The 22,481-nt window shown below is 38.3% G+C and carries 25 protein-coding genes and 2 riboswitches; of the genes, 8 read left to right on the forward strand and 17 right to left on the reverse strand.

The window, feature by feature from the left end; all coding sequences use genetic code 11:
• Positions 1-17: 17 nt before the first annotated feature.
• A riboswitch (TPP riboswitch) is annotated at positions 18-116 on the reverse strand.
• A 49-nt stretch (positions 117-165) separates the two neighbouring features.
• Positions 166-264: riboswitch (TPP riboswitch) on the reverse strand.
• A 73-nt stretch (positions 265-337) separates the two neighbouring features.
• From QI30_RS17735 to QI30_RS17765, 7 genes are all read right to left on the reverse strand, one after another.
• On the reverse strand, positions 338-844 hold the full coding sequence (locus tag QI30_RS17735) for an SH3 domain-containing protein (RefSeq protein ID WP_126991916.1): 507 nt from the start codon (positions 842-844) through the stop codon (positions 338-340).
• 12 nt (positions 845-856) lie between these two features.
• Positions 857-1,561 carry an SH3 domain-containing protein gene (locus QI30_RS17740; RefSeq protein ID WP_126991917.1) on the reverse strand — a complete coding sequence of 235 codons (705 nt, stop codon included), beginning with the start codon at positions 1,559-1,561 and terminating at the stop codon, positions 857-859.
• A 19-nt stretch (positions 1,562-1,580) separates the two neighbouring features.
• Complete coding sequence (locus tag QI30_RS17745) at positions 1,581-2,288, reverse strand: SH3 domain-containing protein (protein WP_126991918.1); 708 nt, start codon at positions 2,286-2,288, stop codon at positions 1,581-1,583.
• Between the two features lie 515 nt (positions 2,289-2,803).
• Complete coding sequence (locus tag QI30_RS17750; protein ID WP_126991919.1) at positions 2,804-4,279, reverse strand: DUF5776 domain-containing protein; 1,476 nt, start codon at positions 4,277-4,279, stop codon at positions 2,804-2,806.
• Between the two features lie 228 nt (positions 4,280-4,507).
• Entirely contained in the window at positions 4,508-5,113 is a 606-nt protein-coding gene (gene pcp, locus QI30_RS17755; protein ID WP_126991920.1) for a pyroglutamyl-peptidase I, read from the reverse strand.
• The gene (locus tag QI30_RS17760) at positions 5,088-5,555 is read right to left on the reverse strand and encodes a LysR substrate-binding domain-containing protein (protein WP_126991921.1); all 468 of its coding nucleotides are present in this window, start codon (positions 5,553-5,555) and stop codon (positions 5,088-5,090) included. Before QI30_RS17760 ends, pcp begins: the two co-directional genes overlap by 26 nt.
• The gene (locus QI30_RS17765; protein ID WP_255411587.1) at positions 5,548-5,742 is read right to left on the reverse strand and encodes a LysR family transcriptional regulator; all 195 of its coding nucleotides are present in this window, start codon (positions 5,740-5,742) and stop codon (positions 5,548-5,550) included. The genes QI30_RS17760 and QI30_RS17765 overlap by 8 nt, the downstream gene beginning before the upstream one ends.
• Before the next feature lie 168 nt (positions 5,743-5,910).
• Between QI30_RS17765 and QI30_RS20505 the strand changes: the two genes are divergently transcribed.
• Together QI30_RS20505 and QI30_RS21270 are read left to right on the forward strand one after the other, a co-directional pair.
• Positions 5,911-6,081, forward strand: a complete 171-nt coding sequence (locus QI30_RS20505; RefSeq protein ID WP_158621061.1) for a hypothetical protein — start codon at positions 5,911-5,913, stop codon at positions 6,079-6,081.
• Between the two features lie 17 nt (positions 6,082-6,098).
• Positions 6,099-6,467 (forward strand): MFS transporter, encoded by a 369-nt coding sequence (locus QI30_RS21270; protein WP_370323634.1) that lies wholly within the window; start codon positions 6,099-6,101, stop codon positions 6,465-6,467.
• A 25-nt stretch (positions 6,468-6,492) separates the two neighbouring features.
• On the opposite strand, the gene QI30_RS17775 is transcribed toward QI30_RS21270, so the two are convergent.
• Both QI30_RS17775 and QI30_RS17780 read right to left on the reverse strand, forming a co-directional pair.
• The gene (locus tag QI30_RS17775; protein WP_126991924.1) at positions 6,493-8,280 is read right to left on the reverse strand and encodes an ABC transporter ATP-binding protein; all 1,788 of its coding nucleotides are present in this window, start codon (positions 8,278-8,280) and stop codon (positions 6,493-6,495) included.
• Positions 8,273-10,003 carry an ABC transporter ATP-binding protein gene (locus tag QI30_RS17780; RefSeq protein WP_126991925.1) on the reverse strand — a complete coding sequence of 577 codons (1,731 nt, stop codon included), beginning with the start codon at positions 10,001-10,003 and terminating at the stop codon, positions 8,273-8,275. The genes QI30_RS17775 and QI30_RS17780 overlap by 8 nt, the downstream gene beginning before the upstream one ends.
• A 219-nt stretch (positions 10,004-10,222) precedes the next feature.
• Between QI30_RS17780 and QI30_RS17785 the strand changes: the two genes are divergently transcribed.
• The gene (locus QI30_RS17785) at positions 10,223-10,969 is read left to right on the forward strand and encodes an SDR family NAD(P)-dependent oxidoreductase (protein WP_126991926.1); all 747 of its coding nucleotides are present in this window, start codon (positions 10,223-10,225) and stop codon (positions 10,967-10,969) included.
• A gap of 112 nt (positions 10,970-11,081) precedes the next feature.
• Here QI30_RS17785 and QI30_RS20515 read toward each other — a convergent pair whose 3' ends face one another.
• Both QI30_RS20515 and QI30_RS17795 read right to left on the reverse strand, forming a co-directional pair.
• Positions 11,082-11,387, reverse strand: a complete 306-nt coding sequence (locus QI30_RS20515; protein WP_158621063.1) for an alpha/beta hydrolase — start codon at positions 11,385-11,387, stop codon at positions 11,082-11,084.
• Positions 11,357-11,821: an alpha/beta hydrolase gene (locus tag QI30_RS17795; RefSeq protein WP_126991928.1), complete on the reverse strand. Its 465-nt coding sequence runs from the start codon at positions 11,819-11,821 to the stop codon at positions 11,357-11,359. Before QI30_RS17795 ends, QI30_RS20515 begins: the two co-directional genes overlap by 31 nt.
• 129 nt (positions 11,822-11,950) lie before the next feature.
• On the opposite strand from QI30_RS17795, the gene QI30_RS17800 reads away from it, so the two are divergent.
• Positions 11,951-12,424, forward strand: a complete 474-nt coding sequence (locus QI30_RS17800) for a GNAT family N-acetyltransferase (RefSeq protein WP_158621064.1) — start codon at positions 11,951-11,953, stop codon at positions 12,422-12,424.
• Positions 12,425-12,522: 98 nt separating this feature from the next.
• Here QI30_RS17800 and QI30_RS17805 read toward each other — a convergent pair whose 3' ends face one another.
• Positions 12,523-13,287, reverse strand: coding sequence for a hypothetical protein (locus QI30_RS17805; protein ID WP_126991930.1), 765 nt, complete (start codon positions 13,285-13,287; stop codon positions 12,523-12,525).
• Between the two features lie 265 nt (positions 13,288-13,552).
• Between QI30_RS17805 and QI30_RS17810 the strand changes: the two genes are divergently transcribed.
• Positions 13,553-15,490, forward strand: coding sequence for a bifunctional 2',3'-cyclic-nucleotide 2'-phosphodiesterase/3'-nucleotidase (locus QI30_RS17810; protein ID WP_370323635.1), 1,938 nt, complete (start codon positions 13,553-13,555; stop codon positions 15,488-15,490).
• A gap of 149 nt (positions 15,491-15,639) precedes the next feature.
• Here QI30_RS17810 and QI30_RS17815 read toward each other — a convergent pair whose 3' ends face one another.
• A complete protein-coding gene (locus tag QI30_RS17815; RefSeq protein ID WP_126991932.1) occupies positions 15,640-16,005 on the reverse strand; it encodes a DUF4181 domain-containing protein in 366 nt (121 codons plus the stop codon).
• A gap of 74 nt (positions 16,006-16,079) precedes the next feature.
• Between QI30_RS17815 and QI30_RS17820 the strand changes: the two genes are divergently transcribed.
• On the forward strand, positions 16,080-17,048 hold the full coding sequence (locus QI30_RS17820) for a S66 family peptidase (RefSeq protein WP_126991933.1): 969 nt from the start codon (positions 16,080-16,082) through the stop codon (positions 17,046-17,048).
• A 75-nt stretch (positions 17,049-17,123) separates the two neighbouring features.
• Positions 17,124-17,492, forward strand: coding sequence for a DUF4181 domain-containing protein (locus QI30_RS17825; RefSeq protein ID WP_126991934.1), 369 nt, complete (start codon positions 17,124-17,126; stop codon positions 17,490-17,492).
• 147 nt (positions 17,493-17,639) lie between these two features.
• Here the strand turns inward: QI30_RS17825 and QI30_RS17830 are convergent, their stop codons facing one another.
• The 3 genes from QI30_RS17830 to QI30_RS17840 form a co-directional block, all read right to left on the reverse strand.
• Entirely contained in the window at positions 17,640-18,053 is a 414-nt protein-coding gene (locus tag QI30_RS17830; RefSeq protein ID WP_126991935.1) for a hypothetical protein, read from the reverse strand.
• Between the two features lie 140 nt (positions 18,054-18,193).
• A complete protein-coding gene (locus QI30_RS17835) occupies positions 18,194-18,877 on the reverse strand; it encodes a metal-binding protein (RefSeq protein WP_126991936.1) in 684 nt (227 codons plus the stop codon).
• Between the two features lie 99 nt (positions 18,878-18,976).
• The gene (locus tag QI30_RS17840; protein ID WP_126991937.1) at positions 18,977-19,543 is read right to left on the reverse strand and encodes a thiamine phosphate synthase; all 567 of its coding nucleotides are present in this window, start codon (positions 19,541-19,543) and stop codon (positions 18,977-18,979) included.
• Positions 19,544-19,741: 198 nt separating this feature from the next.
• Here QI30_RS17840 and QI30_RS17845 point away from each other — a divergent pair, with 198 nt between their 5' ends.
• On the forward strand, positions 19,742-21,439 hold the full coding sequence (locus QI30_RS17845; protein WP_126991938.1) for a DUF5776 domain-containing protein: 1,698 nt from the start codon (positions 19,742-19,744) through the stop codon (positions 21,437-21,439).
• 125 nt (positions 21,440-21,564) lie between these two features.
• Here QI30_RS17845 and QI30_RS17850 read toward each other — a convergent pair.
• Positions 21,565-22,481, reverse strand: a 917-nt coding sequence (locus QI30_RS17850) for an RNA-guided endonuclease TnpB family protein (protein WP_148113873.1), incomplete at its 5' end; no start/stop codon positions are given.

The following is a 22,481-nucleotide window of genomic DNA, read 5'->3' on the forward strand; positions in this document are numbered from 1 at the left end:
CATCCGAAATAGGAGCGCGCTTTTAAAAAATTGCTCCCTACGTCAGTGTTAACTGTCAGGTTCTAAGGGTCAGGTTTTAACCTTCTCAACACAAATGTGTCCCCCCGCAAATTAAAATAGTGCAATAAAAAAACTCTCCATGACGGAGAGCAAATGTACACAGTAATGATTACGTACATTGCTCCCTACGCCCGTATTAACGGACAGGTTCTAAGGGTCAGGCTTTAACCTTCTCAACACATACGTGTCCCCCTGCAATAATTTTAATTATCCTTAGTATAGCATACATTCCAAAAAACGCCATAAAAAAGCGGGGCATGATACCCCGCAAAGTTTCTTAGTGATAAATATATGTGTAAGCTGAGCTCACATACCCAACTTTTCCTTTATAATAAATTTTGTACCAAAAACCATCACGGAAATCAATCACTTTAAATGCTGCACGAGATGGCATTTTACCAATAATTTTATACCCTGTGCTTGGTCCAGAACGAATATTAAGATTCACACCTTTTGCCGTTGTCACAAAGCCTGTTCCCATATGAATTGGCTCTTTTGCGACATACGCTTTATGCACATAACGTTTTGTACCTTTATATGAAATTTGATACCATGTTGTCGCATAGCTTCGAAGCACTTGAATGGCATCATTTTCATTAAATTGCCCAACAACGCGGTATTTCTTACTTGGTCCTGTACGGATATTTAAATGATCCGTTGTTGAATACATCGTACTAATTGCTTGCGCGTGTTGAACAGTTGAGGGTTGCGCGGCATATGTTAGCCCAAATGCCGACCCTGCTAAACCTGCTGCAATTGTCCACTTTACCCATTTTGATGTCATGATGTCTCACCCCTAATTTTTCGTTACATAGGCGGCTGATACATAACCAATTTCCCCGCGGTGATACACTTGATACCATTTCGATGTTGTTTTTTCTAACACTTGTACGCGGTCTTTATTATATAAGGCACCAATTTGTCGATAGCCAACACCTGGTCCTGTTCGTACAGTCAGTGTATCATCTGCCGGCACACGCACCGTATACCACGGCGGCGCTACCGTATATCCTTTATTCACAAAGCCAAACTGTCCTTTATACCAAACCTGTAGCCAGTTGCCAAATAACTTCGTACTTGTTACATAGAGTGGCTTTGTATGCGCTACCGCACCAATCACTTTATAGCTGACACCTGGCCCTGTTCGCACATTTAGTGTATCTCCAGGTGTATAGACCTTCACAGCTTTTACAAAATACGGTGCTGCGCTAACATATTCTTTTTGGACATATCCTTTTTGGCTGTCAATCTGCACCTCATAATAATCACGATTATACGACTTTAAAATATGCACGGGGTTATTTAGTGTATAGGTTCCTACTACTTTACTTGTAATGGCTGGCTTTTCAAATGCCTTTAAGCCATTGTATTGTGCATACTTTATCGTTACTTGCTGTACTGCTTGCGCCATAAATTGCGGCTCTGCTAGTACACTCACCCCCAGAGCTGAAAATGCGAAACCCGCTGCCATCAACCATTTTTTTAAAAGGGCTCTGGCCATCACTACTCCTCCTCACGATTTAGTATGGGAAAGGGGTTAAATATTTTGCATTAACATAGCCAATTTTGCCATCTGCATATGCCACTGCAAACCATCTACTACTCTCGACATTTACTGCGTATAGCACCTCATAGTCTGTCAAAGTACGAATCTTTGTATAGGTTGAGCCTGGCCCTGTTCGAAGATAAAGCTTCACGCCTTCTGTTTGAACACTATACGCTGGCAAACGTTCTAAATACGCGGCTGATACATAGCCTACTCGGCTTCCACCACCCCAAATACGGTACCATTTAGAATTCGTTTTATTCAGCATCGCTGCAATAGAGCCGCCTGATTTTTTGAATAAAATGCTATACGACGTGCCTGGTCCACTGCGCACATTTAAATTAGCCCCTCCGGTATTCACCGTATAATATTCTTGTACATTTGGTTGTGACGCAATCCAACTATTCGATACATACGCTGTTTTGCCTTTATATGAAATTTTTGACCATGCGCTATTGTATTTACTAATGACAGAAATCGGATCATTAAATGTTAATTGCCCTAATACACGATATCCTGTCCCTGGTCCACTTCGTACATTCACACCATCTGTAATTGAGAACATTGTATATGCCGCCTGCGCTACTTCTACATTAGATGAAGGAGATGCTACAGCTCCTAATCCAAATGCCGATGTTGCCAAACTTGCCGCCAGAGTCCATTTCACTAATTTTGATTTCATGCTAGTCACCTCATTGTAGTATTTTTGACAATACGTTGCATTCGCATGACCGAGTGTGACGTCATATCAACTATAGTACTTGAGTTTTTTTAAAGACTCTCTCTACCTAATCATTTGTTATAACCCACGCTCGCTCAAACTGCTTATTCCGTCCCTTACACAACTAATCCTATGCACAACTGTTGCACCAACTGAACAAACATCATCTTTTTAACTACACTCCTATTTCCTTGAACTATCCCGCACACTGTTTATTCTTTCTATGCCAAAAAACTAATCGATGCACTGTCTATTTACATACTATTATGTCTTAAATTTTTAGAAAAATCAATCTTTTTATGAGTTTTAGTCTATAAAAGCATATTTCTTATTATTTTTTAATTTTCAAATAGAGACTTATGAATCTCTATTTTTTTATATTAAACATCTTTGTACTTTTGAATAACAGTTCATATTAATTTCAAAAAGCCTATAAAAAAAGAAGAATTACGCCAATACGTAATTCTTCCAATTATTTAATGAAACCGTGCTTTATAAGCCGTAATATATTGGTTTTTTCCTACTTCTAAGCGTGGTACGCCATCTTTTGTATAGCTTACACCTTGAATCGTTAATTTTTTGCCAGCTCGTACAATTCGAAGCTTTTCATTCGCTTTAAAATTAACAGTGGAGAATACATTTAAATCTTGTGCTACTTTCACTTGTTTTGGATTGATATAATAATAATCCTTTATATTTGCCAGTACAGCACGTGTAATATCTTTACGTGCAGACAAGTAATTGCCAGATGCTGTTTTTAACCGTGGTGTGCCACTAGCTGTGTACACAATGGATGCAATTTCAAATGTTGTATTTTTATTATATTTACGAATTTCATGTTTTTTAGTGAAATCTTTTGAATTATAAACAATTTGATAACGACGTAACAACACACGATCAGGAACGTTTGTAATGTACTCATTAATATCACTACGAACCTTTAAAACATTTTTACGTTTTGCTGTTATATAATGCCCATTTTCTAATTTCAAGCGTGTTGTCCCATTTTCTAATGTTTTTACGCCTGCAATCTTAACAATTTTATTTTTCTTTAATGTACGAACCTTAGTTTTAAATGCCGCATCACGGTATTCGCCGACATTTTCTTTAAGCACGACTTTACGTGGATTTGTCGAATAATACAAACTATTTGAAGCTTGCGTTACCTGTGAATTCGTTGCTAATGGTGATTTCTTTAATAAATCACTTACTTTTTTACCCGCTGCTAATTTATTCGCATCAACCGGACCATTAATACCACTAATTATCGCGCGATCTGTATATTGCCATAAATCATAGCTATACGCGGGTTTCACAGAGCCATATCGTGGAATCCATACAAAATCGGCTTTTTTCGTCTCTAAATTCAATTTATTATACATATGATGTGCAATGTATAAGCCAATTTGTTTATCAGTATGCTTACGCAATTCACTGACATATGCATTAACGATTGTACGCATCGATTCACCAGATGTATTCGTCATTTCTTCTACGTCAATCACATAAAATTTTGCACTACTACTCGCACGATTAATTAAATTACGTGCCTCAATACGCGCATTCGTGCTTGATGATGCTTGCATATATGAATACACACCATATGGTACACCACTTGCTTTTGCACCTTTTTCATATGTTTTATGCATATAATCTTCTACTGAACTACCATATTGCACACGAATAATCGCTAAATCCGTAGATTTTGCTACCTTCGCCCAATTAATATTCCCTTGCCATTTTGATACATCAATAATCATTCCTGTTGCGGCTTTTGTTTGAACACCTTTTGTATAGTCTGTCACATACGGTGTCTCTTCCCATTGAACTTTACCATCAGGCTTTCCTGACTGTTCATCAACTGCAGAAGCTGTTAACTGCCACTCACTTACTACGATGAAACAAAGTATGAAACTAAAAGCGACAACAAAAAATTGTATTATATTTTTCAATTTTTGTTGCTTCTCCCTTCTGATTTAACGCATCTTGTCTCTATTTGCCCAACAAAAAAAGCCACGTAAAGACGTCGCTTTTGTCGACAGTGCAAGCTAGATGAAGTAATAGCTCACTGCTAAAACTTTTAAGATGTCTCGTCTCAACTTTAATGATATCAATTTTCTAGTAGTCCAATCGAACCTTTTTGTTAAATTTTTGATTAAATTTATGTTACAACTATCAAATTATCTAGTTTTTAACACTGTTTCAATAGCGATTTGTATCGTCGCCAATAAATCCCGATCATGCCACCCAGGCACATTACCTAAAACGATGGCTAAATCAAAATTTGCTGGGATATGAATAAAGCCCGATGGAATTTGACGAGCGGCAGCATAGTGTAAGCCTTCATACATAATCGTATTGCATACATACGTCCCTGCTGTATTGGACACCTTCGCTGGGTAACCTGCCTGCTTTAGGGCATCGACAATTTCTTGTACTGGAAGTGTCGAAAAATAGCTTGGTTCCTCCCCATCTCGGATTTCCTCTCCTTGTGGCGTATTGCCATCATTATCCGGCTCGTTACTATCACGCATATTAATTGCCACACGCTCTGGTGTTATATGAAAGCGTCCTACCGCAACACCTAATGAAATAATGCTATCCGGCTCAATATCCTCTATTAATTCAACAAAAGCTTGCTGTGCTTCTTTAAAAGAGACTGGTAAGATACGACCGATAATATCGTATTCACCAATTTGCGTACCATTTAATGCTTCCACAATAGGCATCGTAGGGTTTACTTCATAATCTAAAAAAGGCTCAAATCCTGTCAGTAATAAGCGCATATTGTATATCCTCCTCTAATTGCCATAATATTTTTTTGATTTGCAGAAGTACTTCATTGGTCGAATGCCTCGCAATCCACACTGTATCACGCTGTTGCGAAATTGGGAGTTCATGCGCGATAACATCCGTATAATGATATGCTTCGACTAATCTTTCATTAAGCACCGTAATTGTTTGTCGCACTGTTAAAAAATCACGAATACTTTCAGGTGAAGGCAAAATTTTTACCGTTACCTGTTTTTGCTGTGCCTCTAGCCATGCCAAAACAGTTTGTGTATAGACACAATCGCGGTGAATAGCATACAGTATTAGTTCCTGTGCGGCTAATGTCTGCGTATAACGGTTATCTGATAGCACGACAAATGTTTCCTCTGCTAGCCTGTCATACATTAGCTCCGGAAAATGCTTCAGTGGATTTGTCGTAATCGCACAATCAAGCACACTTCGTCATCAGCCGAGCATAGGTTTGCTGCTGTGTTGCTAAAAACTGCAAGTAAGCATCTCCTGCTGCTGTACGCTGTAAGCCAACTGGCGTGCGGTCAAAAACTTTAGCGCCTAACTCCTGCTCTAAACGCTTTATTTTCATCGACAATGCCGACTGCGAATAATTTGTATGGCTTGCGGTCAAAATTAGATTTTCGTCTACTAATAATTACTGTAACAACCCCCACTCCGCTTCTGCTTTTGTCACATTGTCATCCCTATCAATATTATTGATATCCCTCTTACTAAATGGTATTTCACAGTATTGTGAAATGTTTGTACACTTATAGTACACCAGAAAGCAGGGATTTTCATGTATCGTTGGTTTATCGTTGCCATCGCTACGATTGCACTGGCTGTTGGTTCCGTTGTTACGTATGGTATGGGGACCATCGCCGCTTTTTATCAAGTCGATTGGCAACTCACACAATTTCAAACAGGCTTTATTTCTACAATGACAAATGTAGGACCCTATGTTCGATGATGATTTTTGGACATTTAATGGACCGTTACGGCGAAAAATATGTCATCGGCCTCAGTGCCTTATTACTTGGGCTTACCGCCGCATTGCTACCATTCGCTAGTTCGTATACAACACTACTTATCGGCGTCTTTATTGTTGGTTTATTTTATGGCAGTGCACACACAGGAGGCAGTACGGTGATTACAAAATGGTTTCCTAACGAGCACCGCACTCACGATCAATCAATTCTTTATTATTACGGCTCCTGCGTTATTTGGGCTTTTTGTCGATTGGAGTGGTCAGTTTATTCTTTGCTTTGTTGCATTAGGTGCCTTGATGCTTATCCTTGCAGCATGGCAATTATTGCGTACTATTTTCAACAAAAAAACACGTTCAACATAACTTGAACGCGTCTTTTTGTTTACGTATTTTTTAATTTGCGAGCTTTGTTTGCATCGTATAATAAAAGCCTTGTTGCTTCATTAACTGCTGATGGTCCCCGTGCTCATGAATTTCACCTTGCTGTAACACGAAAATTTGGTCCGCTTGCTCAATCGTTTTTAAGCGATGGGCAATAACAAAGCTTGTACGGCCATGCATCAGATTATGCAGTCCTTTTTGAATATGCACCTCTGTACGCGTATCGACATTTGACGTCGCTTCATCTAAAATTAATACATCAGGGTCTTCTAAAATCGCACGTGCAATGGCAATTAGTTGCCGCTGCCCCTGGCTTAAATTTGTACCCCCAGAAGCAATTTGCGTATCATACTGTGCGGGTAAATGACGAATAAATTGATGAGCATATGCAATCTCTGCGGCCTGCTCTACTTCCTCATCCGTCGCATCTAGGCGCCCAAAGCGAATATTTTCACGAATCGTTCCTGAGAATAAATACGTATCTTGCAGCACGACACCTATATGGTCACGTAAACTAGCGAGTTCATAGGCATTGATTGCTACATCATCAATCATAATGTCGCCAGCCTTGGCCTCATAAAATCGCGACAATAAATTAATAATCGTCGTTTTGCCTGAGCCAGTAGGTCCAACAAAAGCAATCATTTCACCAGGCTTCGCATGGAAGGAAATATTTTTCAAAATCGGTTTATTTTCTTCATATTCAAAATCAACATTTTTGAATATGACATCCCCTTTGAGTTTATCAATTTTCTTCGTTGCAGGCTTCTCCAGTACTTCTTCCTCTTCATCTAATACTTCAAAAACACGCTCCGCACCAGCAATAGCTGATTGGAAAACATTCAGTAGATTAGAAAGCTGATTAATCGGTTGAAAAAATTGGCGTGTATACGTCGTAAAGGCGGCGATAACCCCAATTGTTGTATAACCTTTAACCGCAAGCAATGCACCGACACCAATGACTAATCCCAAGCCAACATTATTCATTGCATTATTGATAGGTCCCATAAAACCTGAAATCGTTTCTGCGCGAACACCCGCATGACGAAGCGCTTCATTTTTATGATGAAATTCCTCAACATGCTGCTTTTCCTTACCAAATAACGTCACGACCTCTGATGCACTCAGGGATTCCTCAACGAAACCATTTACCCCACCCAATGCTTTTTGGCGCGCACGATAATTAACACTTGAACGCTTAATAATTTGCTTCGATAAAAAGACAATTAATGGAATGACAGTCATAACAACAAGTGCTAAGCGCCAATCGAGCCAAAAAATCGCAATCGTTGTTCCAATAATCGTTAAGATGGCTGTTAAAATTTGCGTGACACTTTGCGTTAATGCCATATTTAAGCTATCAATATCATTGGTGACACGACTCATTAAATCGCCTTGTTGACGGCCATCAAAAAAGCGAAGCGGTAGCACCTGAATTTTTTTAAATAGTTTGCGGCGTATACGCTGAATCGTTTTTTGTGCCACATAAATCATAACAATCGTTTGGATATACGTGGCGATAAATAACCCCACATAGGTCGCGCCTAATACGAGCGACATCGAAATCGTTCCTTGTATGTCTAGCTTCATAATATAATGATCGACGATATACCCAATCAGCCATGGTCCTGCAATTTTTAATAATGTCGCCACAAAAACGGTAATCATTGCGATAATAATGCCGAGGCGCTGCTTTTGCATGTAGTGCCATAAGCGCTTGACAGTCGACAATTGATCTTTTGGCTTTTCAAACGTCATACTGCCAATACGCGGTCCTTTTTCTAACCCTGTTCTACTCATGCAGCACCCCTCCTTTTTCTAGTTGTGTTTCGACAATTTCTTGGTATACGGTATTGGTTGCAAGTAATTCTTCGTGTGTACCAAGCCCAGCCATTTCACCATTTTCTAACACAAGAATTTTATCCGCATGACGAATTGATGAAATTTTTGACGCCACAATAATTTTCGTTGCTGCCTCAAAATCACGTGCAATGCTTTGTTGAATTTTTTTCTCTGATACCGCATCGACTGCCGATGTTGTATCATCTAAAATTAAAATTGCTGGCTGTCGGATAAATGCCCGGGCCATCGCCAGACGTTGACGCTGCCCACCAGATAGATTGCGCCCACCTTGTGCTACTGGGTGCTGTAGCCCATCATCAAATCGAGACACAAATTCAGAAGCTACCGATGCTTCGAGTGCATGCGCTAGCTCGCCCTCTGTCGCATCCTCACGTCCAAAGCGTAGTTGCTCTTCAATTGTGCCTGAGAGTAAAATGGCCTGCTGCGGAGCAAAGCCTATCGCCTGTCGTAATGTTTGTAAATCATACTGTTCAATTGGCCGATTATCGATTAACACACGTCCCTTTTGTGCTTCATACAGACGTGGAATTAATCGTACAAGAGACGTTTTGCCGCTTCCTGTCATACCAATAATGCCAAGTGTTTCATGTGGATGTAGTGTAAATGAAATATCTTTTAAGACATATTCATCCTTGTTATAGTAATAAAACGATACATTATCAAATTCAATCTTGCCTTGAATCGGTGCCACAACCGCATCCGTAGGTGACTCAATTGTTGTTCGTGTATTCAATATACGCTGTAAACGTTTGGCACTTGGCACTGCACGTGCAATTTGAATCAACACATTACTTGATGACATAATGCCGTTCATAATAATTGTTAAATAATTGATAAATGCTAAAATAACCCCTACTTCTAATGTGCCATTTTCAACTTTAATGACACCCATCCATAATGCGACCATCATGCCAAGATTGATAATAAACATACTCAGTGGTGATAAAACGCCAACAACTTTTTCAGCATGAATCGAGCGTGCTGCTAGGTCATCATTAATCGCTGTAAATTGCGTTGTTTGATGTTTACTACGATTAAAAGCTTTGACAACACGTACGCCAGCTAAATTTTCTTGCATAAACGTATTTACACGGTCCATTTGCTTTTGAACTCGTCCAAACACCTTGCTTGAAAGCATTGTAAATACCACAATGAGGATAAGAAGAATTGGTACAATAATTAGTAATAATGAAAATAATTCACGCGCAGTAATAAAAACAATGACCACCGCACCAATAAATAATAGTGGACCACGAACAAATACTTTTAAAGTCATCAAAACCGCTTTTTGTAATGTTTCGACATCGCTTGTGACATTCGTAATAAGCGTCCCGACACCGATGTCTTGCTTATTTTTAGATGAGAAAAACATCGTAGCCGCAAAAACAGCTGCCCGTAAATCTGTCGCAAAATTAACAGCGGCACGCGACGCAAAAATAGAGCATCCGATGCCACCAATTAAGCCGCCAACCGCAGCCAAAATCATAAATAAGAACATTTTTAAGACATACCCATGGTTTTGCGTAGCAATCCCATCATCAATAATATGCTGCATAATGGTCGGTTGAATTAAATCCATCGTCACTTCAAACACCATAAATAATGGCGCTAAAATTGCGGCGACTTTATATGGTGCTAAATAACGAAATACAAATCCCATAAAAACCTCCCTTTCTTCCATTTAATACTATACTATTCTTTTGCAATCGACGTAAGTATTACTTGATAACGATTTTCATCTAGTTATGCCGTATTATGCATAAAATTTATTAATAGTTGTCAACCATATTGTTTAATGGTAAATTAAATTCAACTAGCAAGAGGTCCTAATTCAACGACCAGGGCCATACACATTTTAGTAGATAAAGGATGAATAGCGATGACAAAAGTTGCAGTAATTACGGGCGCCGCTACCGGTTTAGGTCGCGCAACGGCCTTAAAACTTGCCACAAAAGGATATCACTTAGTGTTAGTCGACTTTAATGAAAAAGATGGGTTACAAACGACAGCTGATGCCAAAGCAATGGGTTCAGAAGTACATTTCGTTCAAGCAGATGTGTCCAATGAGGACGATGTAAAGCGCTATGTGGCACGTGCAGTGGAGCTATTTGGGACAATTGACTATTTCTTTAATAATGCCGGGATTATGATTCCATTCCGTCTTTTACATGAGTATCCAGTGGAAGAATATAATCGCATTATGGATATTAATTTAAAAGGACCATTTTTGGGTATTAAGTACGTTATCCCCGTTATGCTTGAACATGGTGGTGGTACAATTATTAATACGGTGTCATCCAATTCCTTTAAACCAACTGCTTATAATGGCATCTATTCTGCCTCAAAACACGCATTAGCTGCCTTTACAAAATCGATTGGACAAGATTATCAGGACCAACATATTTATGCTGTTGGTGTCGCACCAAATACGATGCAAACAACGATTGCACAAAATGCGACTGTAACACTTGATGCGACAGTTGGCGCAGCAATTCACGCCTCAACAGGAAAAAATATCGCAGCAACAGCTGAAGAAGTTGCAGAATCAATGATTTTTGCGATGGAAAATGGCAAGCTTTTAACCGGTTCGATTATTAACTGCGCTGGTGGCGAAATTTATAACTAATGACGGAACTTAACCTCGTCGCAATAGATGTTGACAACAGAAACAAGGAATCGCGCTTTTGCACGATTCCTTGTTTTCTTATCGTTTCCTTCGCTAACAATACCATTTCTCTTTACCAATCTAGCGTTTCTAAAAAATTGAAAATATCCTCGTTCAATTGTGCCGCATCTTCCCCGACCGTCATTAAATGGCCTGCATGTGGATAGCCGATTACGCGCTTATCTTCACTCGCTAAATGATCCAAAAGCAACTCCGCACTCGCTTTATACAACGGGCGATCTTGTCCGCCATACAATAACCTTGCGGGTATGACTATTTTATCCGCATTTGAATGCACCTCATCAATTAATGTAACAAGCGTCGTTAAAATTGCCTGTGCTTGCGCATTTAAAGGAGCCGCATGTTCTTCAATCTCCACTGCCGATAACCCTTCAAGCGCCAATAACGCGTCACATAATTGTAAAAACGCTGTGGTAAAAAGGAAGCCGCATCGTGATTGGGTACAGACATTGTGACAATCCCTTTTACAGTTTCTTGTTGCGCGAGCTTTAATGTAAATAGGTCCCCCATCGATACACCAATGACCGCAATATTTTGATACCCACGCGCCTGTAAATAATGAAAGCCCGCTTCTGCATCTTCCCACCACTGTCGTAAAGTCGTTTTTAAAAACTGTTCGGGTGCCTCACCATGACCGCGATATAATGGTACATGGCATGTATACCCCCGACTATTTAAATATTTCGCTAATCGTTTCATATCACTCGTTGTACTTGTAAATGAATGCAGTAATAATACTGCACGTTCATCCCCTTCATAAAAAAAGGACTTTGGTGTTACGAATTTAATCATTGCCTTACCCTACCTTTGACTATATTATAAGCATCGTACTTGAAGGCGGTTTCATTTTCTAGAACAATAAACCAATTCAAGGTAATATCGCGTGAATCTCATTAGTTACTACGTGAAAGGATGATTCCATTGCATTTAGAAAAATATACAGCACAGGATTTTGACGACTATTATGCGCTTGTTCGTGACGAAGCGGTTATGAAGTACATTACAGGTGAAGCACTGTCTAAAGATGATGCACAAGCCCGCTTTGCGAAAAGTATTCGCCAAAATGATGCACATGCTATTTTCGGTAGTTATAAAATCTTTATTGATAATACGTATATTGGCTTTGGCATGGTGATACTCGATGAAGTCAACAACGAGGCAGAAATCGGCTATATGCTATTTCCACAGTTCTTTAAAAAAGGCTATGGTCAGCAAATTGCTAATACATTAGTCGCACTCGCCTGCAAAACCACTATCCAAACCGTCATGGCAATGATTGACCCTGAAAACGATGCGTCGCGTAAAATTTTAACGCGAGCTGGCTTTGTGTCAGTAGAAGCAGGAATTGTCGATGGTATTCCAACCGAAATCTTCAAACAAACACTTCTCCCGTAGAGATTAGTACCATACAAAAAAAGGAACCGCACGCAGATTAGCGCGATTCCTTTTTTGCACTTCGATAACCAAACCGAATAGTTCCACCTTGTCTCTTCCTATTTGTATAATGCTTGCCAAGAGGTGAGATGATGTACGCCAATTGGCAACTGTACTTGTGCATAAACGTTTTCTAATTGTTGTTCAAAATACGCTGGCGTTTTATTCGCAAAGCTAATGTAATCACCTTCCTCTGATGGATGTGTTTCCACCGCAATGGTCAGTGATTTCCCTTTCTTCGCTGCATACGCACGTTCACTTTTCGTAATTTCTAAAATCGCGGCGGCTGTATCACGGTAGGCCATGACCGCGACTTCATCTGTTTGACGAATCACAAACTGTGACACAAGACCTTTACCGTATCGATTGTCATACGATACTTCATCATACCAAAATGGAATATCTGCCTCTAGCGATAATCCCTGCTCATTCGTCATCGCACGATAGGATTTTAAGATTGCAAAATAATTTTCAAATAAGCTTTGTTGTTGCTGTTCGTATGTTTTCAACGTATACGGCTCTATATCAAGATGCACACCCTTGAAGAGTTGATACTGTTGTTGGACTTGCGCAATCCATTTCTTTGTATACTGTGCTTGCGATGGCGTTTGTGCCCATGTACTTGCGCCATCTAATGCGTAGACTGCTATATGATGTTGCTGTGCTCTTTCACTAAATAGGATGTATTCTTCTATTGGTAGCTCAGTGTCAACTTGTACATATACTTTTGTAACATGCTGCACTTCAAGCATTTCCATATCGATGTCATTTAATAAGCTGACATCCCAAATCCACGTTGATTTTGGAATGTTTTTTGCAATCATCGCTTCACTCCTTGCCATCATTGGCGTCATCATAATCAACAGACTACTAACAAGAAATACTAATTTTATCCGCACTGCCCCACATCATTTCCACTTTAATAATAAAATTGTCAAAAAAGACCTTAATTACAATAAAACTATATTCTTTTAGTCTTAACTACGCTATATTACAAGAAGGAACTGAATTTTACAACTATTTTAAAGGTGGGTTTTATGTATGGGAAATCATCGACAAAAGAAAAGTGTAATAGCACTCGCAGCAGTAATGAGTATGAGCTTAGTTGTGCCTACATTAGCAGATGCAAAAACGACAACGGCGAACGTGGACTTTCGCATTATGGAAACAACAGACGTGCATACTAATTTAATGAATTATGATTACTATAAAAATGCTGAAACAGATACAGTGGGTCTTGTTAAAACTGCTACACTTGTACATGAAGCACGTAAAGAAAATAAAAACAATGTGCTTGTAGACAATGGTGATACGATTCAAGGTACTCCACTCGGTACATTTTTTGCTAAAGTAGAACGTATTAAAAAGGGTGAAGTACATCCTAGCATTGCTGCAATGAATGCGATGCGCTATGATGCGGCTACTTATGGTAACCACGAATTCAACTACGGTCTTGGCTATTTAAAAGAAGTGTATAATGACGGGAACTTCAAACGTGTCAACGCCAATGTCTATGTCGATGACCATGACAAAAACGATAAAAATGATAAAAATAAATTTACACCGTATTCCATTGTTAAGAAAAAAGTAAAAGATTCAAAAGGGAAATCACATGTCATTAAAGTCGGCTATATCGGCTTTGTAGCACCACAAATTATGAACTGGGATCAAACGAATTTGACAGGCAAAGTCAAAGCGAAGGACATCGTTGCGACAGCGAAAAAATACGTCCCTGAAATGAAGAAAAAAGGGGCGGATGTGGTCATTGCAATGGCACACTCAGGATTTAATGCAGATGTGACAAATAACGAGGACGTTATCTATGCCTTAACAAAAGTAAAAGATATTGATGCTGTGACATTCTCACATACACACCAAGTGTTCCCAGCAAAAGACGAAGCATCACTTAGCTCATCATTTAAGGATAAAGATGGCAAGCTACTGCCTGGCGTTAACAATAAAAAAGGAACAATTAATGGCGTTGCAGCTGTACAAGCGGGATACGGTGGTGCAGAGCTTGGCATTATCGATTTAAAATTAACAAAATCAAAAACGAATAAATGGAAAGTCGTATCATCAAAATCACACACACGTAATGCGAAGAGCACACGCGTGGCCAAAACCGTATCTTCAATTTTAAAAACAAGTCATGAAAAAACAGTAGAGTACGTCAATAAATCAATCGGCACAACAACCGATGATATCCACAGCTTCTTTGCGCTTGTGAAAGATGATCCATCTATTCAAGTCGTAACAAACGCACAAAAATGGTATGTTGAAAAAATCGTCGCAAATGATCCGAAATTAAAAGACCTACCGATTTTATCAGCCGGCGCACCATTTAAAGCAGGACGTAATGGCCCACAAGAATATACAGAAATTAAAGAAGGCGAATTAACAATCCGTAGTGCCGCTGATTTATACTTATACGATAATACGTTAAAAGCCGTACAAGTGTCTGGCGCAACAGTAAAAGAATGGTTAGAACGCTCTGCTGGTCAATTCAATCAAATCGACCCGAATAAAACAACTGAGCAAGCACTTATCAATAGCGACTTTAGACCATATAACTTTGATGTTATCGATGGCGTAACATATGAAATTGATGTGACACAGCCATCAAAATATGACCCAGATGGCCTTTTAATTAACCCAACAGCAAACCGTGTGAAAAATCTATCATATAATGGAAAGCCAGTTGATGAGAACCAACAATTTATCGTCATCACAAATAACTACCGTGCAACAGGTGGCGGGAATTTTGCAGGCGTGAAAACAAGCCCTGTCGTAGTCGATAGTCAAGATGAAAACCGCCAAGTATTAATGGATTATATTTCAGAGCAAAAAGAAATCGTTCCAACAGCTGATAACAACTGGTCATTAGCTAAAATTACTGGCAAGCCAAATGTGACTTTCACATCTTCTCCAGCGGGTGCTAATTATTTAGAAGAAAATAGCCCATATAGTTATACAGGCAAAATAGATGCTAAAGGTTTTGGTATTTTCACGATTGATTTATCAAAATAAGCCTATAAAAAAAGCGGCTGGGCATACATGTAAAAACAATTGCTCCTATGAGCATAAGAAAAACCGGAATCGCGCTGTGGCGCGGTTCCGGTTTTTCGTTGCGAACGCTAAAAAATGAAAATGCCGTGTTTTGTCTCAGTCTCTTTTTCTTATCCGATACGATCAATAATAACAAAGAACACTAACATATACACAAATGTCACACCATAAATGATATATTGTTTATTTTCTTTTCGATAACGGTATTCAAAAAACATACGTGAGCCAACAAATAATACTAGAAATGCATAGATTGAAAACGGACGTGTATTTTGCACGATAAACATTTCAATCATTAACACAATTAAAAAGACAATATAAAACATGCGCTCTAATTGTTTTTGCCACATATTAACGTGAACGTATTTTCCTGCAGGTTGTGTTGGAATATTAAATTTCTTCGTAACAAATTTTGTTACGACAACCATAATAAGCACTGCTAAAATAAAAAATAAAATCCAGCCTAATAAATCCATCTTGTGATTGTACTCCTTTTCATTTACCTATATACTAATACTATTTACAAAAACTTTATACAGGGGGCGTTTCCATGATTGTTCCATCAAAATTACAACAAGGTGATGAAATTCGTATCATTGCACCAAGCACCAGCGCTAAAATTTTAGGGGACACCGGTGTGGACAAAGCAAAAGCGCGATTAGAGGAAATGGGTTTTGTCGTCACATTTGGTCAGCATATTTATGAATCCGACCTTTTCAGTTCCTCTTCTATTGAAAGTCGTGTCGATGATATCCATGCAGCCTTTAGTGATCCCAACGTGAAGGCGATTTTAACAGCTATTGGTGGCTTTAGTAGCAATGAAATCTTACCATATCTTGATTATACACTGATAAAGAAAAACCCGAAAATTCTTTGTGGCTTTAGTGATATTACCGCTCTTGCAACTGCAATCACAACGAAATCCGAGTTCGTTACATACTCTGGTCCACATTTCTCGACATTCCAAATGGAAAAAGGTCGCTCGTATCATGAGCAGAATTTTCTGAAATGTCTGACTTCAAGTGATTCCTACAGTGTCACAGCTTCTTCTTATTGGAGTGATGATGAATGGTATCTCGATCAGGAAAATCGCCGTTTCGAGCAAACAAACTGGAAAGTATTTAATGAAGGTGAGGCCTGCGGACAAATATTCGGTGGTAATTTAAGTACTTTAAATTTATTACAGGGCACACCTTATATACCAAGCGGCTTCGATAAAAAAATCCTCTTTATTGAAGATGATTACGAAACACGCCCACAGATTTTTGCGCGAGATTTAACCTCGCTTTTACAAAGCATTCATAATGTACAGGCACTCGTTATTGGTCGATTCCAACGCGCTTCTCAAATGACGGACGAGGACATCGAATTCATTTTAACGAAAATTCCATGCGTAAAAGACATCCCTGTTCTTTATAATGTAGACTTTGGGCATACACAGTCTATGTTCACGTTCCCAATTGGCGGCACAGTAAAAGTAGATACAGCGTCGAAAAAGCTAGATTTTTGGCGTTTTTAGCATGACCTATACTTCTTTATGGACGCCTCTTTTCATTGTCACTTATAATAGCACTATGTGAAAGAGGTGGAGACGTTGAATTTCATTTTTACGATTTTGATTTTATTAATTGCATCGTATATTTTAGAAATCGCTGTGCGAAAGCAATTTAAAGTACCAAAAAGTATTTTATCGATTGCCCCTGTCAACCAAGTACATAGAATTGGAAAAAACATTTTGATGTTCGCATTACTCGCAATTGTCGTTATTAGCTTTGCGACCGAATACCATATTTTATGGTTATTCTTAATTGTTTTATTCGTTCAGTATTTGTTTGATATTATCATGCAATATAAATATATTCGTGAATCCCGTGAACATTTAATTAATATTTTCTTTTTAATTTTTTATGGACTCGCAGCAATTGTCATTCTTTATTTCAATCCGGCAATTATTATGCAATAACTCAAAAAGACTGGGAAATCTATTTCAATTTTATAATAGGTTCACAACAAAAAGCAGGAATCGCCCCAAAGCGACTCCTGCTTTTCTTATACTTATCTTTTGTCGGCCGGACATGTCTCATTGTCCTAGCCTCTTTTTATATACTATTTATGAAATACAGGATGCTTGTAATGCATACCAGCATTCTTCATAAAGTGCGTGAAATTCAACGGCACGCGCCATTTCTGGTGGTGTAATAATTTCGTTCCAGCCATTCTCTACTGTGTAATGTAGCATATCATAACCAAAGCTATCTTGTAATTTCATCGTTTGCAGTTGATGATTTCTCATAATCGGTAAACTCATCATTTTTTCAATAGCGCCCTTACGATCTGGTGCAATGACAGATAAATAACTATGTTTCAACGTATCATACTGCACACCCGTATAAATTCCATGTGCAAATTCATGATGAGCCACTTCAGCAATTTTCTCATGATAAGCTTGTTCGCTCATCTCCGCTGCCATTCTTGTCAACATCATATTATCGATACATACATCTAATAGATTTTCTTTTATCATTGTCATCACTCCTTCAAATGCTGTTACCTTTATTATCGTCTAAAAAAATAATTTTTTCATCAAATATGTCTATTTTTTGTCTATTTTTCGAAAAATCAAATAAATTATTGATTAAAACGAGATTTTCATTCACCTACTCGTTATTTTTTAAGCTTTTTAACACCTGATGACAACATATCTAGTAATGAATGTAACGTTGTTGCTAAAACATTCCCTAAAAAGAAAATGCTAAAGGGGTCCCATAAACGTTCTAATTCTTGCACTAATTCATGATCTTTTAATTCCATAAAAAATGGATGTCCATTCATTAATACATACACACTGTTTAGAATAAATAACAAAAGAACGACGCTACCAAAATCAATATGAAGACGTTTTTTACGATATTTTTTAGGTAATTTCTTTTTAGTTGCGGTAACGTATAATAAAACGCCTATCGTTAACAACAAATACGTCGCATTCATATATTGCATCGTTTCTAAAATATATTTCGAAATAATGTATGGTGATAAGAAGAAGACGCTATACATCATACCAATCCAAATATAACGAATGATATCACTAATTAGTGGAAAATGACTCCAAACAGAGCGATGCGATAGCATGTTTTGATATGGATGCCAAATAAAACGGAGCGCACCCCAACGATAGTATAAGTTACTTCGTAAATCTAAATCAGGGCCTAAATAAAATGTCCCCACCATAAAGCCTAATACAAAATAAAGGATGCTGACATCATTTATCAAATTGTAAAAAAATAATACCAACACGAGAAGCGTAATAAATATACTATTAACGCGGTCATGTGTTTTTCCTGAAGACACTGTCAACACACTCTCTACTTATAGATTTATTACTATTATACCTCTTACCTAACGTTTTGAACATATGTTCGTATGTGTTTTTCAAAAAATTTATGTATTTTACATTTCTACGCAATCATCCATGTTGAAAAAAGAAGTCGACACAGCCATGCCCGCTACTCCAGTCCCTTCTAACGACATCCCTTTTTCTTTTGTCATACCGCCAATCGCAATCACCGGTACTGTCGTGCGTTCACAAATCGTCTGTAATAATTTTTCACCAATCTGCTTTTTATATGGGTGTGAAAAGGATTGATAAATAGGCCCTACTACAAAGTAATCTGCTATCGAGGCAGCATCTAACTCTGCCATCGAATGAATGGATTGCCCTGCTAATTTATGTGGGTATTGCTGTTTAAAAGCAGCTAAGCGATTATCATGTGCTAGGAAATGAACCCCTGCTACATCGTAGTTTATAGCTAATTCAATATTGCCATACAAAATAATTTTTTCTTTTCTTACATTACACGTTAAAAAATAACGCAGTAACGTCTCACTATGTCGTTGTTGACGAATACAAACATAATCAAATTCATCAATTCGAGCAATAATCGCCTCAACAATTTCTTCTACTTTTCCACCAGAAAGTCCATCTGGAATAACAGCAAATACTTTCAAATTATCCATCACTCCTCACTAAATGTGGTGTTAATATAGCGAAAAAGTTCTGAAAAGTCAAACTATTTTTTGTTACTTTTTTGACTTTATAGACATTTTTGTCATATTAACCTAACATTTTGAGATTGTTTTGTTACAAAAATAAAACGTAACTGTCTTATTATTCTGTTATACTGTCGAAGTTAAGAATACTAGGAGGTTTAGAATATGAAAAGTTTACTACGTACCACGAGCGTCGCTGCCCTGCTAGCCTCAGCATTAACGGCTCCCATGGCAGCAAATGCCGAAACATTATCACCCGCAAAACCAGATGGCCAAGTGAAATGGGAAGGCAAGCCTTTTGTCACAGATACAACCGATACATCTAAAGCACGTACAATGGCGACAGGCGAAACCGTAATCGATGTATCAAAATGGCAAGGCAATATCGACTGGGCAAAAGTGTCAAAAACAGTTGATTTCGCTATTATTCGTACACAATACGGTAGTTCTGTTGAGGATTACATGCATAGTACATACGAAAAACAAGCAAAAGCAAATGGCGTACCCTTCGGCGTTTATTCATACAGTTTAGCAGTCTCAAGCTCTGATGCGAGACAAGAAGCACGCGATTTTTATAATCGTGCAGATAAAGATGCGCAAATGTATGTAATTGATGTTGAAGAGATGACCGGTACATCTGGTGAAAGCATGCGTACAATCATCAACGCCTATGTAGACGAACTACGAAAATATACAGATAAAAAAGTAGGTCTTTACATTGCACATCACTTATATAACCAATTAAATTTAGATACATCAAAAGCCGATTTCGTATGGATTCCACGTTACGGCAGCACAGCACCAGCTTACAACTATGATCTATGGCAATACACAGACCAAGGTATTGTAAGCGGTATTAGCGGCTATGTCGATTTAAACCGTTTACATCCAAACCAAGAATTAAATGATATTCGCGGTAAATCTTCACTTGTCACACAAGCAGGTAATGACATCGATTTAACGAAATTTTTCACGAAAAATCCAAAGAACGTTATATTGAAAAAAGATGCGGGCGTTTATAAAAGTACAACTTTCACAGCTAGCAAAAAAATCCGTACCTTAGAAAAGGATACTGTAGTAGAGGTACAAGGTATTGATTATACCTCTACTGGTGTCCCACGTCTTAAAATCGGGACAAATAAATACATTTCAGCAAACAAAACTTATATGCAAAAGATTGTCGCAAGCTATGATAGCTTTTATTATCTAAATCCTGGAAAAATCCTTCTGAAAAAAGACGCAAACTTATACGATAATGTAGACTTTAATACGTCTACACGTGTCGGAAAAGCAGTTGAAGGCTCTGTGTTAACAATTGCAGGCGTTGATTTCACTGAAGGTGGCACGCCGCGCTTAGAATTATCAGATGGTCGCTATATTTCAGCAAATAAACAATATGTACAAAAAGTACGTGCAGATATTGAAAAATATATTACAGACGTTCCTGAACGTGTATTAACATTAAAAGAACAAACACTTTATAATGACTTCGCACGTAAGAGCATCTACAAACAATATGGTATTGATCGTACATTTACAATTGATAGCATCGAATACACTGATGCAGGCACACCGTTCTTAAAAACAACAGGTGGTAAATACCTGACTGCGTTAAAAACACATACACAAGTCGTGCCAGAAAATGTGAAACAATATTATTACACAAGTGACTTCCCATCATCCGTCACAACACTTGTAAAATTATCTGAATTCAGCGATGTAAACTTAATTACAAAAGTAAAAGCACTTCCAATTGGTACAACTGTACAGATTGCAGGTGTTGAATTTAGTAAAGATGGTGTCCCACGCTTTAAAACGACAGATGGCACGTATATTAGCTCATTAAAAACAAGATTCGATTGAACTACTCCCACTTAGCCGTTCTTCGAACGTTGCTTGAAGTGGGAGATTCCTACGAACAGTGCTTGCTTGTTTCCAGTTGCTCGAAACAGCGGCTTCACTTTTTTAGTAGGCTATCCCCGTCGTTCCTACGGTTGTTGCTTTAAAAGTCTTAATCCTTCGATTAAGATATTCTTACTTGCATTAATATCTCGGTCTAGTATCGTACCACAAGATGAACAAGTCCACACACGAATAGCTAATGGTTTCTTGCCATCTCGATGACCACAGGCATGACAAATTTGGCTCGATGGGAAGAATCTGTCGATTTCGACAATTTTTCTACCGAACCATTTCGCCTTATACATCAGTTTTTGCACAAAAGAAGACCATGACACATCACTAATCGCTTTCGCTAACTTATGATTTTTCAACAGGCCTTTTGTGTTTAAGTCTTCAAGACAGATGACGTCATAGTGACGAATCAATGCCGTTGATAGCTTGTTTAAAAAATCTTCACGTTGAAGCGCAACACGCTCACGCAAACGAGCCACTTTACGACGTTGCTTTTGGTAGTTCATGCACTCACGTAAATCACGCCCATCTTTTTTTGCTTGCTCGTAGCGACGTGATAACTTGCGTTGCTCACGTTTTAACTTCTGTTCCATCTTCTTCGTAAAGCGTTGGTTATCCACTTTACGTCCAGTAGACAGAATCGCAAAATCGGTGATACCTAAATCAATTCCTACAGCTTCATTTGTTTGAGGCAATGGCTTAAAGTCTGGTACTTCGCATTGGACAGACACGTAAAACGTACCACTCGCATTGTATTTAATCGTCGCTTTTAGAATACGACCTTCAATATCACGCGACTTCGCAAATTTTACGAGTCCTAGTTTTGGTAGCTTCATTTGATTACCGATAATCGCAATATTGTTATTCGTATTCTTCGTAGTATAACTTTGAACTGGATTCTTTTTACTTTTGAAGCGAGGATAGTTATTTTGCTTTTGAAAGAAACGTTGAAAAGCGTCTATTAAATTTTCATAAGAGGCTTGTAATGCCA

The organism is Candidatus Kurthia intestinigallinarum, from assembly GCF_003991225.1.
GTDB lineage: Bacteria > Bacillota > Bacilli > Bacillales_A > Planococcaceae > Kurthia > Kurthia populi.

Excerpts from the sequence above, each read along its gene's own strand:
- QI30_RS17745 (WP_126991918.1), bottom strand. The coding sequence starts at position 2,288 with ATGAAATCAAAATTAGTGAAATGGACTCTGGCGGCAAGTTTGGCAACA.
- QI30_RS17775 (WP_126991924.1), bottom strand. The coding sequence starts at position 8,280 with ATGAGTAGAACAGGGTTAGAAAAAGGACCGCGTATTGGCAGTATGACG.
- QI30_RS17830 (WP_126991935.1), bottom strand. The coding sequence starts at position 18,053 with ATGATAAAAGAAAATCTATTAGATGTATGTATCGATAATATGATGTTG.
- QI30_RS17840 (WP_126991937.1), bottom strand. The coding sequence starts at position 19,543 with ATGGATAATTTGAAAGTATTTGCTGTTATTCCAGATGGACTTTCTGGT.
- QI30_RS17815 (WP_126991932.1), bottom strand. The coding sequence starts at position 16,005 with ATGGATTTATTAGGCTGGATTTTATTTTTTATTTTAGCAGTGCTTATT.
- QI30_RS17805 (WP_126991930.1), bottom strand. The coding sequence starts at position 13,287 with ATGATTGCAAAAAACATTCCAAAATCAACGTGGATTTGGGATGTCAGC.
- pcp (WP_126991920.1), bottom strand. The coding sequence starts at position 5,113 with ATGCGCTTATTACTGACAGGATTTGAGCCTTTTTTAGATTATGAAGTA.
- QI30_RS17820 (WP_126991933.1), top strand. The coding sequence starts at position 16,080 with ATGATTGTTCCATCAAAATTACAACAAGGTGATGAAATTCGTATCATT.
- QI30_RS17780 (WP_126991925.1), bottom strand. The coding sequence starts at position 10,003 with ATGGGATTTGTATTTCGTTATTTAGCACCATATAAAGTCGCCGCAATT.
- QI30_RS17795 (WP_126991928.1), bottom strand. The coding sequence starts at position 11,821 with ATGATTAAATTCGTAACACCAAAGTCCTTTTTTTATGAAGGGGATGAA.
- QI30_RS17740 (WP_126991917.1), bottom strand. The coding sequence starts at position 1,561 with ATGGCCAGAGCCCTTTTAAAAAAATGGTTGATGGCAGCGGGTTTCGCA.
- QI30_RS17785 (WP_126991926.1), top strand. The coding sequence starts at position 10,223 with ATGACAAAAGTTGCAGTAATTACGGGCGCCGCTACCGGTTTAGGTCGC.
- QI30_RS17810 (WP_370323635.1), top strand. The coding sequence starts at position 13,553 with ATGAGTATGAGCTTAGTTGTGCCTACATTAGCAGATGCAAAAACGACA.
- QI30_RS21270 (WP_370323634.1), top strand. The coding sequence starts at position 6,099 with ATGGACCGTTACGGCGAAAAATATGTCATCGGCCTCAGTGCCTTATTA.
- QI30_RS17845 (WP_126991938.1), top strand. The coding sequence starts at position 19,742 with ATGAAAAGTTTACTACGTACCACGAGCGTCGCTGCCCTGCTAGCCTCA.
- QI30_RS17735 (WP_126991916.1), bottom strand. The coding sequence starts at position 844 with ATGACATCAAAATGGGTAAAGTGGACAATTGCAGCAGGTTTAGCAGGG.
- QI30_RS20505 (WP_158621061.1), top strand. The coding sequence starts at position 5,911 with ATGTATCGTTGGTTTATCGTTGCCATCGCTACGATTGCACTGGCTGTT.